Below are 15,066 nucleotides of genomic sequence, written 5' to 3'. Positions count from 1 at the left end.
TTTATTTAAAATGAAAATAAGGAACTTATTGACAACTAAAAGTAAGTAACTTATAATAAATTTGAGTTCAAGTTAATTTGTACTTTGAGTAAAGATTTTAAATGGAGTAAATATTTTTTAAAAACTATCTCGAATTTGAGATGAATTGACAAGCTGGAAGTTAATGTGTATTTTTATAATCAATATCTCGAATTCGAGATAAAATTATAATGACGGATTTTACTTTGTAGCATGGACAAAATGAATAATGAATTTAAATGTAAAAGAATTTTTATAATGAAATAAAAAAGGAGTGGAAGAAATGGAAAAGAAAACAATGGGAATCCATCACATTACAGCGATTGTAGGGCATCCACAAGAAAATGTAGACTTTTATGCTGGTGTATTAGGGTTACGTTTAGTGAAACAAACAGTGAATTTTGATGATCCAGGTACGTACCATCTTTATTTTGGAAATGAAGGAGGAAAACCTGGAACAATTATTACGTTTTTCCCATGGGCAGGTGCTCGTCAAGGTATTATTGGGGATGGTCAAGTAGGAATTACGTCTTACGTTGTACCAAAAGGTGCAATGGAGTTTTGGGAAAATAGATTAGAAAAATTCGATGTTTCGTATACGAAAATGACTCGTTTTGGAGAGCAGTATTTAGAATTTGATGATCCGCATGGTTTGCATATAGAATTAGTTGAAAGAGAAGCAGGCGAATTAAATAATTGGAGTTTTGGAGAAGTTACACCAGAAGTAGCAATTAAAGGGTTTGGAGGTGCTGTTCTTTTATCTGCACAGCCTCAAAAAACAGCTGAATTGTTAGAACATATTATGGGTCTTGAGAAAATTGGAGAAGAGGGTGAATTTGTTCGATTCCGTTCTTCTGCTGATATTGGAAATATTATTGATTTGAAATTATCAACAATCGGTCGTGGCCAAATGGGCGTTGGTACAGTTCATCATATAGCTTGGAGAGCGATTGACGATGCTGATCAGCTAGACTGGAAAGAGCATGTGTCGCGTTTTGGATATCACGTAACTCCTGTACAAGATCGAAATTATTTTAACGCGATTTATTTTAGAGAACACGGTGAAATCTTATTTGAAATTGCAACAGATCCTCCTGGTTTCGCTCATGATGAATCGTTAGAGACGATGGGTGAGGAATTAAAGTTACCGGAACAATATGAACAACATAGAAAACAGATTGAACAAACGCTTTTACCATTTGAAGTGAGAAATTTAGATTAAAGTGATTGAAGGGGGAACAGGATTATGATGAAACATGTTTTTCAAAAAGGAAAAGATACGTCAAAACCAGTGTTGTTATTACTTCATGGCACAGGTGGTAATGAATTAGATTTACTACCACTTGCAGAAATAATTGATCCGGAAGCGTCGGTATTAAGCGTTAGGGGAAATGTGTTAGAGAATGGGATGCCGCGTTTCTTCCGCCGATTAGCAGAGGGCATTTTTGATGAAGAGGATTTAATTTTCCGTACGAAGGAATTAAATGAATTTTTAGATGAATCGGCTAAAGAATATAAATTCGATAGAAATAACATTGTAGCTATCGGTTATTCGAATGGGGCAAATATCGCAGCAAGCTTATTATTACATTACGAAAATGCATTAAAAGGTGCTGTGCTTCATCACCCAATGGTACCAAGAAGAGGAATGCAATTAGCAAATTTAGCAGGGAAATCTGTGTTTATTGCTGCTGGGACAAATGACCCAATTTGTTCATCAGCAGAGTCAGAGGAATTGAAGGTACTATTAGAAAATGCAAATGCGAAGGTAACAATGCATTGGGAAAATCGAGGGCATCAATTAACGATGGGTGAAGTAGAAAAAGCAAAAGAGTGGTATGACAAAGCATTTTAAAAAAGAAGCATCTGCTAACGATTAGCAGATGCTTCTTTTTTATTTAAGACTGGATTGCAAGATGAGATGAAGAAAGTGGTAGCTCAATATCAACAATCGTACCTTTATTTAATTCGCTTGAAATGTGTAATCTACCATGATGTTCTTCAATTATTTTGTAACACATCATTAATCCTAGTCCTGTGCCTTTTTCTTTTAAACTATAAAAAGGTTCGCCTAGACGGGAGATACGATCTTCAGGAATGCCGCAACCTTCATCGATAATTCGTATTAAGATGAAATTATCCTCTAATGGTTTTGTTTGGATGAAAATATTTCCGCCATTTGGCATTGCTTCTATCGCATTTTTTAATATGTTTATAAACACTTGTTTTAATTGGTTACCGTCACATTGAATATCATATACGTAATCAAAATGATCCATGATGATATGAACGCTATGCATAATTGCAGTCGGTAAAATAAATGTAACTACCTCTTCAATTAAAGTTTGTATGTTACAAGTTTGGATAGATAATACTTGTGGCTTAGACATCGCCATAAATTGACTCGTGATGGATTCCATTTGTGAAATCTCACTTAACATAACATCGATATACCATTTCTGCTCCTCACTTATTTCAGGGAGGAGCAACGTTAGAAAACCTTTTAGAGAAGTGAGTGGATTTCGAATTTCATGGGCAATTCCAGCTGTCAGTTGTCCGACTACTGCGAGCTTCTCTGATTTTCGTAGTAACTTTTCAGTTTCTTTTAGCTCAGTAACATCTCTCCCCATCACGATAAGACCTTTGCGAGAACCATCAGGATGATAAAGCGGAACTTTTGATATACTTAAGATTAGATCGAAATCATCTCTATGTATAATAAATTCCTCGCCATGAAGAATTTGTCTTTGTTGCCATGCTAGTTCATCGATTTCTTCACAATGTAAAAAAGCTTCTCGGTATGCTTCATTATATTGAATGAGTTCGCTATCTTTTTTCCCGTGGTAAGGTACATGATGGAAATTGAAGCAAGAAAGTGCGTAGTCATTTGCCTCAAGCCAGCGCCCTTCATGATCTTTAAAAATAACAAACGCAGGCATGGAGTTTACTAATGTACGTAATCTCTTCTCACTTTCTTTTAGCATATTCTCAATTCTTTCTGATTTTTCAAGCGGCTTCATAATAGCATATACGCCAGTAAGACGATTTTGAACAAAAATAGGAACTAGTTTTGTCACAACATCTAATAAGAATCCATTTTTATGATAAATAGATAAGATATACTCTTGTTGATTATCCGCTTCAGTATTCTTTATATTTTGCAATACTTGCTCAGAAATATGGGCTTCTAAAATAGAGGTAATATTTTTCTGTTCTAATTCTAAAGAAGTGTAACCTAATATTCTTTCGGCAGAAGGATTTATATGTAGAATAACTCCTTCTAAATTTAATGAAATAATACTATCAGGATTGTGTTCGAACAGAGATGCGTACATTTCTGTTAATGAACGATCTTGTATATGGTTTCGCAAACGTCTAGAAATGTTCGGATGACGTTTTTTTTGAGTTGGTGAATATTTTTTACGACTCATAACAGTTCCTCCGTACAAATAGCATCTAAAAAGATTTGTCTATTCATAACTATAATATAGATGTAATGTGTATTTCTATAAAAAATGGAAGTTATAGAATAAATTTTGTTTTTTTATTTTTTGCAAGGTGAATGCAGGATGGTAATAAGGGGAGCTTATATTGTTTTATAAACCTTTTGTAAGTTACAGACGGCTGTTTTCCGTATAACATTAGGGTAGAGGAGGGGGAGAGAAAATGAAAAATTATATTCAAGGGATTGATCACGTGCAAGTAGCTGCACCTGTAGGGTGTGAAGAAGAGGCGCGTGATTTTTATGGGAATACGATTGGTATGGAAGAAATTCCAAAGCCAGAAGAGTTGAAAAAACGAGGTGGATGTTGGTTTAAATGCGGAAATCAAGAAATCCATATTGGTGTCGAGCGGAACTTTACACCAGCTAAAAAGGCTCATCCAGCTTTTTATGTGAATGAAATTAATGAATTTAAGCAAACACTTATAGAGCAAGGTGTTAAAGTGATTGATGATTATGCACGGCCAGATGTAATTCGATTTTACGTGTCAGATCCATTTGGAAACCGAATTGAATTTATGCAAAATAAAGACTAGGTGGATTCCCACCTAGTCTTTAACTTCTTCTGAAAAGTCCTAACACTTCTACAGTTTCTGTAATATTAACGAAAGCATTCGGGTCGATTTCAGAAATTGTTAGTTTCATACTTGCTAATTCTTCACGAGAAACGACGGTCATAAGTACACGCTTTTTCTCGCTTGAATAAGCACCTTCGCCATCAAGTAACGTTATTCCACGTACAACAGTTGAAAGAAGTTGTTTTTTCATTTTTTCTGCTTCATTTGTTACAATCATAAGTGTAACTTTACGATGTTTTGTATGAACAGCATCAATTACTTTACCAGTTACATAAATTGAAAGTAAGCTTGTAAGTGCAACATCCCAGGTGAAGAAGAATCCTGCGATTATTACAACGACTGCATTTAAAATAATAAGGAATCCGCCAAGTTTAATGTCTCGCTTGCGGGATAAAAGCATACCGATAATATCAAATCCACCAGTGGATCCATTACAGTTAAAAACAAGACCAATACCAGCTCCGGCGATTACACCTCCGAAGATAGAAGATAACAATGGATCTGTTGCTACGACTTTTACTGGAACGTAATATAATGCAACAGATAATACAACTACAGAGACAACTGTGTTAAAAATTACTTTTTTTCCAAGACCTATGTACCCTAAAATAAGGATAGGTAAGTTTAATACAAAGTTAATAATGCCTGTGTTTACAGGGGTTACAATCCCTAAAATAATAGCAATTCCGCCAATTCCACTACTTAAAATTTTGTGGGGGATAAGGAAAAGATTAAAGGCAACCGCAATAATAATAGAACCGATAATAACACCAAGGAATCTGACCATTTCTTTCCCGTCCTTCACTGAAAAATTCATATTATTTCAAGATTATATATGATATTGAAAGTTTTGGGTAAAAACAGTTTATTTAGGTAAATTAGATTAATCAAAAGAATTTGAGTATTTTATCATTTGAAAGGGGATACAGTTGTGAAGATAAAAACATATCAACAGAAAAGCCCGTTGAAGCAAGAATGTGAGGATTCTTATTTTTGTAATAAAGAAAAAAAGATTTATGGTGTATGTGACGGTGCAACACCACTTGTCCCGTTTCGTGATGAAAAGGGACATAATGGAGCATACATCGCTTCGCATTTATTTGCAAGTTATTTTACTGCATTACGAGAGAATCATAGTTTACAATTTGCAGTTGCCAAAGCAAATGAAGCATTGCAAAGCAAAATGTTAGAATATGAAGTAGACACGAGAAAAAAAGAGCATTTGTGGTGCACATGTATCGCGGCAGTCCAAATAGTTGGTGAGAAAATTGAATATGCGCAGCTTGGGGACTGTATGATTGTCGCAACTTTTCAAAATGGAACGATGCAAGTATTAACGAAAGACACAGTTGAAGGAATTAGTAAACGAGCAAAAAAGAAGAGAGAAGAAGATCGTAAAAAAGGGTTATCTGTACCAGAAGAATATGTTTTTCAAGATGTTCGAGAACAGTTAAAATACAATCGTTATCTTGCAAATATGCCAAATGGTTATTCAGTTGCAAATGGAATGAAAGAAGCGATACATTATTTACAACATGGTGAATTACATACAGATGAAGTGAGTGGGATTTTTATTTGTTCAGACGGGTTATTTCACCCAGATTGGTCATTAGAACAAACTGTTGCATATATAAGAAAGAATGGTATAAACGAATATATAGCAATTATTGAAGAGCTAGAAGCGGAAAAGAGAATAAGGCCAGATGATAAAACGATTATTATGATTGATTTTTAAGAGGAGGCAGTTCAAATGGAAATTAAACGTGTCAATCTAACATTTCAAGATGAATTAGTTCCTTTAGAAAAAGTAAACAAACTGATTATTCACCATACAGCTGAAGATGGATGGGACGTGTATAAAACGCATGAATTTCATCAAACTGTAAGGGGGTGGAGCGGAATTGGTTACAACTATTTTATCGAAAAGGATGGAACTGTAGTGGAAGGACGAGGTTTACATATTGGAGCGCACGCGAAAGACCATAACCGCCATACAATTGGAATATGTATGACGGGAAATTTCGATAAATACGATCCAACTCCTGCACAAGTGAATGCATTATATTCTTTATGTAAACTGTTTATGAAGCAATTTGCTATAAAGAAAGAAAATATACTCGGTCATAGAGAGTTAGAAGGAGTTACAAAAAGCTGTCCTGGTAATCGTTTTTCTATGGTAGAGTTAAGGAAGATACTATCTTAAATATAGAGGAGTAACAACGATGATGAATATAAAAATACCAAATGATAAAAAAGAAGAACTTGTAGCACAAATTCAGCAATTTTTTATGGAAGAAGATTTAGATGAAATTGGACGTTTCCAAGCAGAGCGTTTAATAGAAGAAATGATTAAATTAGTTGGACCGTTTGCATATAATCAAGCAATTGGAGATGCAAGAAAGCTTGTAAGTGAGAAATTAACGAATATCGAAGAAGATTTATACGTGTTAGAGAAGAATGAAGGAAAATAAAAAAAGAGCCGATGGGCTCTTTTTTTTATTTGATTGATAGCAAAAAAACATGGAGAAAACACGGAAAGGACATTGAAAATACACCTTTTATTTTTAGAATATTCTTAGTTTTAAAATACTTCAGAAAGGAAGATTGTAATGAGATTAACGCCAAGAGAAATTGATAAACTGCTAGTAGTTGTTGCGGCTGATTTAGCTTATCGACGAAAGGAGAGGGGGCTTAAGTTAAACTATCCAGAAAGTATCGCTATTATTACGTATGAAATTTTGGAAGGAGCAAGAGATGGTAAAAATGTAGCGGAATTAATGGAGCTTGGAAAAACCATTTTAAGTGCTGAAGATGTTATGGATGGTATTGCAGACATGATATCAGATATTCAAGTTGAGGCAACTTTTCCTGATGGAACAAAATTAGTAACTATTCATCAACCAATTCATTAAAGGAAGTGAATGTTATGATTCCAGGGCAATATATCCTTGCGAAAGAAGACATAGTATGTAATGGAAATAAAAAAGCAACGAAAGTCAAAGTGCTAAATCAGGGAGATAGACCTATTCAAATTGGATCTCATTACCACTTTTATGAAGTGAATGAGGCGTTAAAATTCAATCGAAGTGTAGCAATTGGACGACATTTAAATATTCCAGCGGGTACAGCGGTAAGATTTGAGCCTGGAGATGAAAAAACGATTGAATTAGTTCCATATTCAGGGGAACAAGAAGTATATGGATTTAAAAATAAAGTGGATGGCGATATTCAATCTTACACAAAAAGAGGGAGATAGCATGAGTTTTAAGATGTCACGTAAACAATATGCTGATTTATATGGTCCAACTACAGGAGATTCTATTCGTTTAGCGGATACACAATTGTTCGCACATGTTGATCGAAATGCCACTGTATATGGTGATGAAGCTGTCTTTGGTGGAGGAAAATCAATTAGGGATGGTATGGGACAAAATTCACAACTTACAAGAGAACAGGGGGTTGTGGATGTTGTTATTACCAATGCAATTATTATTGATTATACAGGAATATATAAAGCGGATGTTGGTATAAAAGATGGAAAGATTTCAGCAATAGGTAAGAGTGGTAATCCTTCAGTTATGGATAACATTGATATCATCATTGGAACATCAACGGAAGTAATTTCTGGTGAGCGGAAAATCGTTACAGCTGGAGGTATTGATACACATGTGCATTTCATATCCCCACAACAAATTGATACAGCATTAGCTTCAGGTATAACAACTTTAATTGGTGGGGGAACAGGACCGGCAGAAGGGACTAAGGCAACTACAATAACACCTGGATCTTGGAACTTAAGAAAAATGCTAGAAGCAGCAGAAGCTTTTCCTGTAAACCTTGGGTTTTTAGGGAAAGGAAATAGTTCAAGTCTACCTGCCCTGGAAGAACAAATATTTGCAGGGGCTATCGGATTGAAAATCCATGAAGATTGGGGAGCGACTTCTTCAGCAATTAATCACTCGTTACAGATTGCTGATAAATATGATATTCAAGTCGCTATTCATACGGATACTTTAAATGAATGTGGTTTTGTGGAAGAAACGATAAAAGCTATTGATAATCGTGTTATTCATACGTACCACACTGAAGGAGCTGGAGGTGGGCATGCACCAGATATTATAAAGATTGCTGCGCTGAATAATATTTTACCATCTTCAACGAACCCGACCTTGCCATATACAGTGAATACGCTGGATGAACATTTAGATATGCTCATGGTATGTCATCATTTAAAAGCGAATATTCCAGAAGATGTAATGTTTGCAGATTCAAGGATTCGAAAAGAAACAATCGCGGCAGAGGATATTTTGCAAGATCTAGGGGTTTTCAGCATGATTAGCTCTGACTCACAGGCGATGGGAAGGGTTGGCGAGGTTATTATTCGCAATTGGCAAACTGCTGATAAAATGAAAAAGCAGATTGGTAGTTTAGAGGGAGATAAAGAATATAACGATAATAATAGAATTCAACGTTATATAGCTAAGTATACAATTAATCCAGCTATTACACATGGGATTTCAGAATATGTTGGCTCTATTGAAGTAGGAAAGTATGCAGACCTTGTAATATGGGATCCACAATTTTTCGGTGTTAAGCCAGATATGGTTTTGAAAAACGGGATGGTAGTGATGGCATTAATGGGAGACGAGAATGCTTCGATTCCTACCCCACAACCATATTATGAAAAAAAGATGTTTGGTGCATATGGAAAAGCAGTACAGTCAAGTTCGATTACATTTGTATCGAAAGTAGCTTATGAGAATAATATTAAAGAAAAATTAGGTTTAAATAAAGTTGTATTACCTGTTAAAAATACGAGAGAGATTTCGAAGCGAGATATGAAACTAAATAATGCAACACCAAAAATTGAAGTAGATCCGCAGACATATGAAGTTAAAGTTGATGAACAAGTAATCACGTGTGAAGCAGTAGATATACTACCTATGGCTCAAAGATATTTTTTATTTTGATATAACGGGGGAGATAAAATGATTATTGAAAAAATTAATAACAACGTATGTAATATGAATGATTTCTCAAATACAAAAAAGCATCTTGATAAAATATCGATTTCTAGTGAGCTTTTACTGAAGAGGGTTCAGAAATTATATTCAGAATCTGGTTTTGAAATTGGGGTGTCTTTAGATAGTGGAGGAACATTAAAGAACGGTGATATTTTATATGAAGATGAAAATCGAATTGTATATATTGAAGTATTACCAGAAGAGGTGATTGTAATTACTCCAACATCAATAAAAGAAATGGGAATTATTGCTCATAACTTAGGAAATAGACATTTACCGGCACAATTCGATGAAGGGTGCATGATTTTGGCAAATGACTACTTAGTAGAAGATTTACTTAAAAAGGAAGGTGTTCCTTATCAAAAAGAAAATAGAGTATTACCAAAACCATTCAAGCATGCTTCACACAAACATATTTAACTTACTTAACCTACTCCAAATTAGTGATTCGAACTTCCCAACAGGAAGTTTTAGTCACTCTTTTGGATTAGAAACGTTTATTCAAGAGGGACAAGTTACAAATAAAGCCGAATTTTTCAAATGGGTTAATCGATATATAAAAGTCCAATTAACATACACGGATGGCTTAATTTGCAAATATACTTACGAAGCAATTAAGACTAATGAGAGAGAACAAATTACATTTTTAGATGATTTAATAACAGCACAAACACTGCCTTTTGAATGTAGAAAAGCAAATAGAATGATTAGTAAAAGTACTTCTAAATTATTGTGTGAATTGTTCTCATTTGTAAATTTAAATATATATAAAGAAAATATTATGGGTAATAAATTACAAGGTCATCCGAGTATCGTATACGGAATATTAGGGGCGGAATTGAAAATGACAATAGAAGAAACGCTCTTAGTTTTCTTATACTCAAGTGTTGGAAGTATAATTCAAAACGGTGTGAGAGCCATTCCTCTTGGACAAACAGATGGTCAAAAACTATTACAAGAATGCCATGAATTAATCTGTGAATCTATTGATAGAATTCAAATACTTTCATTAGAGGATTTTGGATTGAATGATCCTGAATTCGAAATAAATCAAATGCAACATGAAGATGTAAATGTAAGGGTCTTCATGTCATAGGGAGGAAAAAATAAAATGATAAAGCCTATTAGAATTGGTATCGGTGGCCCAGTAGGTGCTGGGAAAACAATGTTAGTTGAAAAGTTAACAAAACATCTAAATACAGATTATGAAATTGCAGCAATTACAAACGATATTTATACGAAAGAAGATGCAAAAATTTTATTGAAAACAGGTGTTTTACCAGAAGATAGAATTATTGGTGTAGAGACAGGAGGGTGCCCGCATACAGCAATTCGAGAGGACGCTTCTATGAATTTTGAAGCAATTGAAGAACTTATGATGAGACATAATAATTTAGATATTATTTTTATTGAAAGTGGGGGTGATAATTTAGCTGCCACATTTAGTCCGGAGCTAGTGGATTTTTCAATTTATATTATTGATGTGGCACAGGGAGAAAAGATTCCGCGTAAAGGTGGACAAGGAATGATCAAATCTGATGTATTTGTGATTAATAAAACGGATTTGGCACCTTATGTAGGGGCTGATCTTGGAGTTATGGAGCAGGATACGAAAAATTACCGACATAATAAACCATACTTTTTTACAAATTTGAAGGATGAGGAAGGTTTACAAGAATTAATAAATTGGATGCGACAAAACATTATGTTAGAAGGATTGAAAAAATGAAATCCCCTACAGGTGTCTTAAATATTGATGTGATGGAAAAGAGACATAAAACCGTACCTATTAAGGTTTATCATAAAGATGCCTTAAAAGTAACGCAGCCAATATATTTGGACGAGTATGGTAGAGCATATTACTATATTATGAATTCTGGTGGAGGCTATTTAAAAGGAGATTTCTATTCTATAAATATAAATGTTGGTAAAGATGCGAAAATATATATAACAAGCCAATCGGCAACGAAAGTGTACAAGACTCCAAATAGTTATGCTTTGCAAGAATTGAATTTTTATATTGGTGAGAATGCTGTTATGGAATATCTACCAGACCCGTTAATTATGTACAAGGATGCAGCATATAAGCAAAAAACAAATATATATATGCAAAATAATTCTACATTGATTTTATGCGATTCAGTTACGCCTGGTTGGTCGCCAAATATGGAGAAGTTCACATACCAATATTTTGATTCGTTAACAAAAATATATATGGAAAATAAACTTGTAGTATACGATCATCTATTGTTAAACCCTTTCAAAGAGTCGTTAGATCAAATGGGAATATTAAATCAATATTCCCATTATGGTACTTTCATAGTTATTAATGAGAACATTACAAATGATTTAATTGCAGCATTGAAAACATCACTATCTAACACTAACAATATGAAAATTGGAATATCTTCTACACCATGTAAAGGCTTTGTCATACGCATACTTAGCCATAATACAGAGGATATCGAGTCTATATTTTTTCAGTGTCATCGTTTTGTTAGAGAGAATTGTCTACATGAAGAACTAACATCCTATCGAAAATATTAAGTAAGGGAAGGGGATGCTATGACTAATGTGGGATTATTGTTTGTCGGTGCAGTTCTATTTATGAATTCACTAGCAGCTTTTAAACTCATTGATAGCAAAAGTGTAGGATACTTTAATTTATTTGTAGGGGCATTACAAACTTTGACACCATTATATTTATTATTTACAGGAAGTCAATCCGATGAGTGGACTATCCTATCTAATGGAACTATTTTTTTATTTGGTTTTACTTATTTATATGTTGGTCTTACGAATATATTAAAACTTGATTCTTCAGGTGTAGGTTACTATTCTCTTTGGGTTGCTATCATTGCAACGGTTATGGGAATAGTGAATCAATTACATGAGAGTGGAAGTCTGCAAAGTACAATAATTTGGTTCTTTTGGGCATTCCTTTGGTTTTTATTTTTCCTACAAGATGGATTGAAAAAGAAGATTCATATTTATGTAGGTATTGTTTGCTTCGTTGAATCCTGGATTACTGCAACAGTACCAGCTCTGTTAACACTTACAAATCATACAGACGTGTTAAATAATTTTGTAATTATTTTAGTGACTATTATAACGATTGTAGTTTTTATTATGGCACTTTTCTTTTTCAAAAGTATTCAATTTAAAGTAGAAAGGGCTAGTAACTATGTGGAAAAGTGAACTGAAAAAGGCAACTAACTTTTTTGTTATTATTATATTTCTTCATGTGCTTGGAATTCTCTTATTATTACCAGCACTGTATAAAGGTAATAGCATAATCGGAATGGCTATTATTGCATATTCTTTAGGATTGCGTCATGCGTTTGATAGTGATCATATTGTCGCAATTGATAATACTGTTCGGAAATTAATTGAAAAAGGTAAAAACTCACAGGGGGTGGGATTTTACTTCTCATTAGGACACTCTACGGTAGTATTTGTGATGATTGTATTAATTGCTTTAATTGGAAAAACTGCAAAACATGGAATGGAGAGCTTCTCAACTATAGGCGGTATTATTGGTACAATCGTTTCTAGTACATTCCTTATCATTATCGGTCTTACCAATTTGTTGTACCTTATTAAAGTGTTACGAAGTCAAGAGGACAAACAGCCAGAAAACCTGGGATTTATATACCGTTTCACGCAGCGCTTATTTACGTTTATTGATAGTCAGAAGCAATTGTATATGATCGGTTTTTTATTTGGGCTTGGTTTTGATACAGCGAGTGAAATTGGATTAATTGCTCTTTCTACAGTAACTGCAACAAGTCAATCTATTCCACTTGTCAGTATATTTGCTTTTCCCATTTTGTTTGCTGCAGGAATGTCATTGATGGATACATTAGATAGTACATTCATGAATACGAATTATAAGTGGGCAATGGAAAATAGTCGAATAAGAAATTCATATAATGTATTAATTACCTCAATATCTGTTATAACGGCTTTTTTAATAGGGGGGTATCAACTATTATCTTTGCTTATTGAAAGCTATAATTTACAGGGACCGTTTTGGAATCTCATACAGGTAGTTAATTTTGATTATCTGGGTATATGTCTTGTTTTATTCTTTATTATTTCTCTTATTATTTTTGCCGTATGGAATAGAAATGTCTTTAAAGAACCACTTACAAAGAGTATAGAGAAATAAAAAAATATCGTATGTTATTTGGTTCATTATATATCAAGTAAAATAAAAAACACGTTAGATGAAAATGCATCTAACGTGTTTTTTGTTATTTATGTTCCTTATATTCATGTACTTTTTCTTTCACATTACCAACTGTATCTTTAGCAGTGCCTTTCACCTTATCCCATTTTCCTTCAGCTTGTAATTTCTTATTGTCAGTTACTTTCCCAACAACTTCTTTTACTTCACCTTTTACCTTATCAATGGCACCTTCTACTTTTTCTTTTAAACCATGATCATGTTTAGTCATACATTTCTCCTCCTTGTAGTTTGATTAGAATTCTCTTTTCATATTGCAAGTTGAATGATGTATCTAGTAATATCGTAACAAATCTAGTTTGAATATTCAAATGATTAATAGGATAGAAAAGGATTTGTCATAAAATGTTTAAAAATGTAACGGAAGGAGAAATAAAGTAAATTATATGTCTTTTGCGGTCCATATTGATTTTGTATAAGCAATTTTCATGTGGGCACGTTCCATGTTATTTTGACTGCCGCTACCGAACCTTGCTTGTCCAACTATTAAATTACAATTGGATTCAATAGCTGTTTCAATTCGCTTTTGAATTAATGCAGTATGACAGCCTTTACGCTGAAATTCTGGCAAAGTAGCAGAAGCAGCTAATGAAGCAATCCCATTATTTATGTACAGGACACCAATGCCTGCAGGAGTATTTTGAACTTCGGCTATGAAAAAATGCCATCCTGGTTTATCGTAAAGAATTTCGTTATTTTGGCGCACTCCATCTTTTGTAAAGGATGGCATATTAAATCCACGTACATATATGTCTGCCAAAATATGAAATTCATTTTCTTTCAGTTGGCGTACTGAAATGTTAGCAGGAAGCAGGGATGGATCTACTCTCGGTATACTATATAAAGCGGTATGGAAGCTGGATTGGTAAAATCCTTTTTGAGACAAGTATTGAAATAATTCAGCTGTCCCTTGAGCTGGTGTAATTTCAAAACGGCAAGGAATTTGTAGTGATTCATAATAAGAAATGATTGCATCAAGCGCATCTGCATTTGTAATACCTTTTACCGTATTAAAAGCAGGACCGGCAATTATTTTTGATGAAAAGGTAGTGGCACTACCGAACTTTTTCATTTGCACTTGCATTGGATTTCCACTCATTGCTTGTAGTCCCTCTAATCTAGAAGAGAGCATATCAATTTCTGCATTTTCAATTTCTGTTGCTATATCGAGTGTAATAACAGTAGTCATAAAATTTCTCCGTTAATAAATATATTTTATAGTACATATACGATTTTTGTTTTGAGATTCCTGTTGTAATGTAGGGGAATAAGAAGTTTTTTGGAAGGGAAATGGAATTGAACTGTCGAAGGGAGTAGAAACAGATTAAAGGTGGTGCTCTCATGAAACAAAAAGCCGTGCAGACATGCTCTAATTGTGGTTCTCAAAACATAGGAGAAGGTGAGTTTGTCGGATATGCACAAATACGGAAAAAGGAAACGATGTTCACATCTTCACCGGTGGATGCTTATATTTGTACAGACTGCGGAAATATCCTTTCATTAAAAGTACGACATTATGAAAAGTTTAAGCAGAAGCCGTTATGATTATTGAGTAGTGGTTTTATTAGGGTAGTTAATAAGAGTAATATTTTACATATATATGAGTATGCCTCAGATAAAGAGATGAAAACATATACTGTACATAGTTCGTTATATGACACATAAAAATATATAGAAGAAATTGTGAGGTAGTAG

At 33.9% G+C, this 15,066-nt stretch carries 20 protein-coding genes; 16 read left to right on the top strand and 4 right to left on the bottom strand.

Going from position 1 to position 15,066, the window contains the following annotated elements; genetic code table 11:
- Positions 1–301: 301 nt before the first annotated feature.
- Positions 302–1,240 (top strand): ring-cleaving dioxygenase, encoded by a 939-nt coding sequence (locus tag QCI81_RS05200; protein WP_000412727.1) that lies wholly within the window; start codon positions 302–304, stop codon positions 1,238–1,240.
- A gap of 24 nt (positions 1,241–1,264) precedes the next feature.
- Positions 1,265–1,873 carry an alpha/beta hydrolase gene (locus tag QCI81_RS05195; protein ID WP_071731646.1) on the top strand — a complete coding sequence of 203 codons (609 nt, stop codon included), beginning with the start codon at positions 1,265–1,267 and terminating at the stop codon, positions 1,871–1,873.
- A 43-nt stretch (positions 1,874–1,916) separates the two neighbouring features.
- Here QCI81_RS05195 and QCI81_RS05190 read toward each other — a convergent pair whose 3' ends face one another.
- Positions 1,917–3,449 carry a BA3702 family sensor histidine kinase gene (locus QCI81_RS05190; RefSeq protein ID WP_000087652.1) on the bottom strand — a complete coding sequence of 511 codons (1,533 nt, stop codon included), beginning with the start codon at positions 3,447–3,449 and terminating at the stop codon, positions 1,917–1,919.
- A gap of 235 nt (positions 3,450–3,684) precedes the next feature.
- Between QCI81_RS05190 and QCI81_RS05185 the strand changes: the two genes are divergently transcribed.
- On the top strand, positions 3,685–4,056 hold the full coding sequence (locus tag QCI81_RS05185; protein WP_000800772.1) for a VOC family protein: 372 nt from the start codon (positions 3,685–3,687) through the stop codon (positions 4,054–4,056).
- Between the two features lie 19 nt (positions 4,057–4,075).
- Here QCI81_RS05185 and QCI81_RS05180 read toward each other — a convergent pair whose 3' ends face one another.
- Positions 4,076–4,885 carry a YitT family protein gene (locus QCI81_RS05180; RefSeq protein ID WP_000251344.1) on the bottom strand — a complete coding sequence of 270 codons (810 nt, stop codon included), beginning with the start codon at positions 4,883–4,885 and terminating at the stop codon, positions 4,076–4,078.
- A gap of 126 nt (positions 4,886–5,011) precedes the next feature.
- Here QCI81_RS05180 and QCI81_RS05175 point away from each other — a divergent pair, with 126 nt between their 5' ends.
- From QCI81_RS05175 to QCI81_RS05120, 12 genes are all read left to right on the top strand, one after another.
- Positions 5,012–5,833, top strand: a complete 822-nt coding sequence (locus QCI81_RS05175; RefSeq protein WP_144465632.1) for a protein phosphatase 2C domain-containing protein — start codon at positions 5,012–5,014, stop codon at positions 5,831–5,833.
- Positions 5,834–5,848: 15 nt separating this feature from the next.
- Positions 5,849–6,301, top strand: coding sequence for a peptidoglycan recognition protein family protein (locus QCI81_RS05170; protein ID WP_000403999.1), 453 nt, complete (start codon positions 5,849–5,851; stop codon positions 6,299–6,301).
- Positions 6,302–6,320: 19 nt separating this feature from the next.
- Entirely contained in the window at positions 6,321–6,569 is a 249-nt protein-coding gene (locus QCI81_RS05165; protein ID WP_000981064.1) for a DUF2164 domain-containing protein, read from the top strand.
- A 138-nt stretch (positions 6,570–6,707) separates the two neighbouring features.
- Positions 6,708–7,010 (top strand): urease subunit gamma, encoded by a 303-nt coding sequence (locus QCI81_RS05160; protein WP_001241328.1) that lies wholly within the window; start codon positions 6,708–6,710, stop codon positions 7,008–7,010.
- A 14-nt stretch (positions 7,011–7,024) separates the two neighbouring features.
- Positions 7,025–7,354 (top strand): urease subunit beta, encoded by a 330-nt coding sequence (locus QCI81_RS05155; RefSeq protein ID WP_016080650.1) that lies wholly within the window; start codon positions 7,025–7,027, stop codon positions 7,352–7,354.
- Position 7,355: 1 nt separating this feature from the next.
- Positions 7,356–9,068 carry an urease subunit alpha gene (ureC, locus tag QCI81_RS05150; protein ID WP_071731643.1) on the top strand — a complete coding sequence of 571 codons (1,713 nt, stop codon included), beginning with the start codon at positions 7,356–7,358 and terminating at the stop codon, positions 9,066–9,068.
- Positions 9,069–9,086: 18 nt separating this feature from the next.
- Positions 9,087–9,542, top strand: coding sequence for an urease accessory protein UreE (locus QCI81_RS05145; protein WP_071731642.1), 456 nt, complete (start codon positions 9,087–9,089; stop codon positions 9,540–9,542).
- Positions 9,520–10,218: an urease accessory protein UreF gene (locus QCI81_RS05140; protein ID WP_048655781.1), complete on the top strand. Its 699-nt coding sequence runs from the start codon at positions 9,520–9,522 to the stop codon at positions 10,216–10,218. The genes QCI81_RS05145 and QCI81_RS05140 overlap by 23 nt, the downstream gene beginning before the upstream one ends.
- 15 nt (positions 10,219–10,233) lie before the next feature.
- Entirely contained in the window at positions 10,234–10,851 is a 618-nt protein-coding gene (ureG, locus tag QCI81_RS05135; RefSeq protein ID WP_016080654.1) for an urease accessory protein UreG, read from the top strand.
- Positions 10,848–11,669: an urease accessory protein UreD gene (locus tag QCI81_RS05130; RefSeq protein WP_071731641.1), complete on the top strand. Its 822-nt coding sequence runs from the start codon at positions 10,848–10,850 to the stop codon at positions 11,667–11,669. Before ureG ends, QCI81_RS05130 begins: the two co-directional genes overlap by 4 nt.
- Before the next feature lie 18 nt (positions 11,670–11,687).
- Complete coding sequence (locus QCI81_RS05125) at positions 11,688–12,320, top strand: AmiS/UreI family transporter (RefSeq protein ID WP_048655778.1); 633 nt, start codon at positions 11,688–11,690, stop codon at positions 12,318–12,320.
- Positions 12,307–13,293 carry a HoxN/HupN/NixA family nickel/cobalt transporter gene (locus tag QCI81_RS05120; RefSeq protein ID WP_071731640.1) on the top strand — a complete coding sequence of 329 codons (987 nt, stop codon included), beginning with the start codon at positions 12,307–12,309 and terminating at the stop codon, positions 13,291–13,293. The genes QCI81_RS05125 and QCI81_RS05120 overlap by 14 nt, the downstream gene beginning before the upstream one ends.
- Before the next feature lie 85 nt (positions 13,294–13,378).
- Here the strand turns inward: QCI81_RS05120 and QCI81_RS05115 are convergent, their stop codons facing one another.
- Both QCI81_RS05115 and QCI81_RS05110 read right to left on the bottom strand, forming a co-directional pair.
- Positions 13,379–13,582, bottom strand: coding sequence for a CsbD family protein (locus QCI81_RS05115; protein ID WP_000160408.1), 204 nt, complete (start codon positions 13,580–13,582; stop codon positions 13,379–13,381).
- 171 nt (positions 13,583–13,753) lie between these two features.
- Positions 13,754–14,560 carry a GNAT family N-acetyltransferase gene (locus tag QCI81_RS05110; protein WP_071731639.1) on the bottom strand — a complete coding sequence of 269 codons (807 nt, stop codon included), beginning with the start codon at positions 14,558–14,560 and terminating at the stop codon, positions 13,754–13,756.
- A gap of 152 nt (positions 14,561–14,712) precedes the next feature.
- On the opposite strand from QCI81_RS05110, the gene QCI81_RS05105 reads away from it, so the two are divergent.
- The gene (locus tag QCI81_RS05105; RefSeq protein ID WP_000810194.1) at positions 14,713–14,916 is read left to right on the top strand and encodes a hypothetical protein; all 204 of its coding nucleotides are present in this window, start codon (positions 14,713–14,715) and stop codon (positions 14,914–14,916) included.
- The last annotated feature ends 150 nt before the right edge of the window (positions 14,917–15,066 follow it).

This window comes from Bacillus cereus group sp. MG20 (assembly GCF_040459885.1).
In the GTDB taxonomy this organism is placed as follows: Bacteria; Bacillota; Bacilli; order Bacillales; family Bacillaceae_G; genus Bacillus_A; species Bacillus_A cereus.
Note: the sequence above shows the minus strand (reverse complement) of the source record. Positions and strands in the feature narration are given on the sequence as shown.

What these genes read in the sequence shown, in the direction of transcription:
- QCI81_RS05200 (WP_000412727.1), top strand. Translation starts at nt 302, where the DNA reads ATGGAAAAGAAAACAATGGGAATCCATCACATTACAGCGATTGTAGGG.
- QCI81_RS05195 (WP_071731646.1), top strand. Translation starts at nt 1,265, where the DNA reads ATGATGAAACATGTTTTTCAAAAAGGAAAAGATACGTCAAAACCAGTG.
- QCI81_RS05190 (WP_000087652.1), bottom strand. Translation starts at nt 3,449, where the DNA reads ATGAGTCGTAAAAAATATTCACCAACTCAAAAAAAACGTCATCCGAAC.
- QCI81_RS05185 (WP_000800772.1), top strand. Translation starts at nt 3,685, where the DNA reads ATGAAAAATTATATTCAAGGGATTGATCACGTGCAAGTAGCTGCACCT.
- QCI81_RS05180 (WP_000251344.1), bottom strand. Translation starts at nt 4,885, where the DNA reads ATGGTCAGATTCCTTGGTGTTATTATCGGTTCTATTATTATTGCGGTT.
- QCI81_RS05170 (WP_000403999.1), top strand. Translation starts at nt 5,849, where the DNA reads ATGGAAATTAAACGTGTCAATCTAACATTTCAAGATGAATTAGTTCCT.
- QCI81_RS05165 (WP_000981064.1), top strand. Translation starts at nt 6,321, where the DNA reads ATGATGAATATAAAAATACCAAATGATAAAAAAGAAGAACTTGTAGCA.
- QCI81_RS05160 (WP_001241328.1), top strand. Translation starts at nt 6,708, where the DNA reads ATGAGATTAACGCCAAGAGAAATTGATAAACTGCTAGTAGTTGTTGCG.
- QCI81_RS05155 (WP_016080650.1), top strand. Translation starts at nt 7,025, where the DNA reads ATGATTCCAGGGCAATATATCCTTGCGAAAGAAGACATAGTATGTAAT.
- ureC (WP_071731643.1), top strand. Translation starts at nt 7,356, where the DNA reads ATGAGTTTTAAGATGTCACGTAAACAATATGCTGATTTATATGGTCCA.
- QCI81_RS05145 (WP_071731642.1), top strand. Translation starts at nt 9,087, where the DNA reads ATGATTATTGAAAAAATTAATAACAACGTATGTAATATGAATGATTTC.
- QCI81_RS05140 (WP_048655781.1), top strand. Translation starts at nt 9,520, where the DNA reads ATGCTTCACACAAACATATTTAACTTACTTAACCTACTCCAAATTAGT.
- ureG (WP_016080654.1), top strand. Translation starts at nt 10,234, where the DNA reads ATGATAAAGCCTATTAGAATTGGTATCGGTGGCCCAGTAGGTGCTGGG.
- QCI81_RS05130 (WP_071731641.1), top strand. Translation starts at nt 10,848, where the DNA reads ATGAAATCCCCTACAGGTGTCTTAAATATTGATGTGATGGAAAAGAGA.
- QCI81_RS05125 (WP_048655778.1), top strand. Translation starts at nt 11,688, where the DNA reads ATGACTAATGTGGGATTATTGTTTGTCGGTGCAGTTCTATTTATGAAT.
- QCI81_RS05120 (WP_071731640.1), top strand. Translation starts at nt 12,307, where the DNA reads ATGTGGAAAAGTGAACTGAAAAAGGCAACTAACTTTTTTGTTATTATT.
- QCI81_RS05115 (WP_000160408.1), bottom strand. Translation starts at nt 13,582, where the DNA reads ATGACTAAACATGATCATGGTTTAAAAGAAAAAGTAGAAGGTGCCATT.
- QCI81_RS05110 (WP_071731639.1), bottom strand. Translation starts at nt 14,560, where the DNA reads ATGACTACTGTTATTACACTCGATATAGCAACAGAAATTGAAAATGCA.
- QCI81_RS05105 (WP_000810194.1), top strand. Translation starts at nt 14,713, where the DNA reads ATGAAACAAAAAGCCGTGCAGACATGCTCTAATTGTGGTTCTCAAAAC.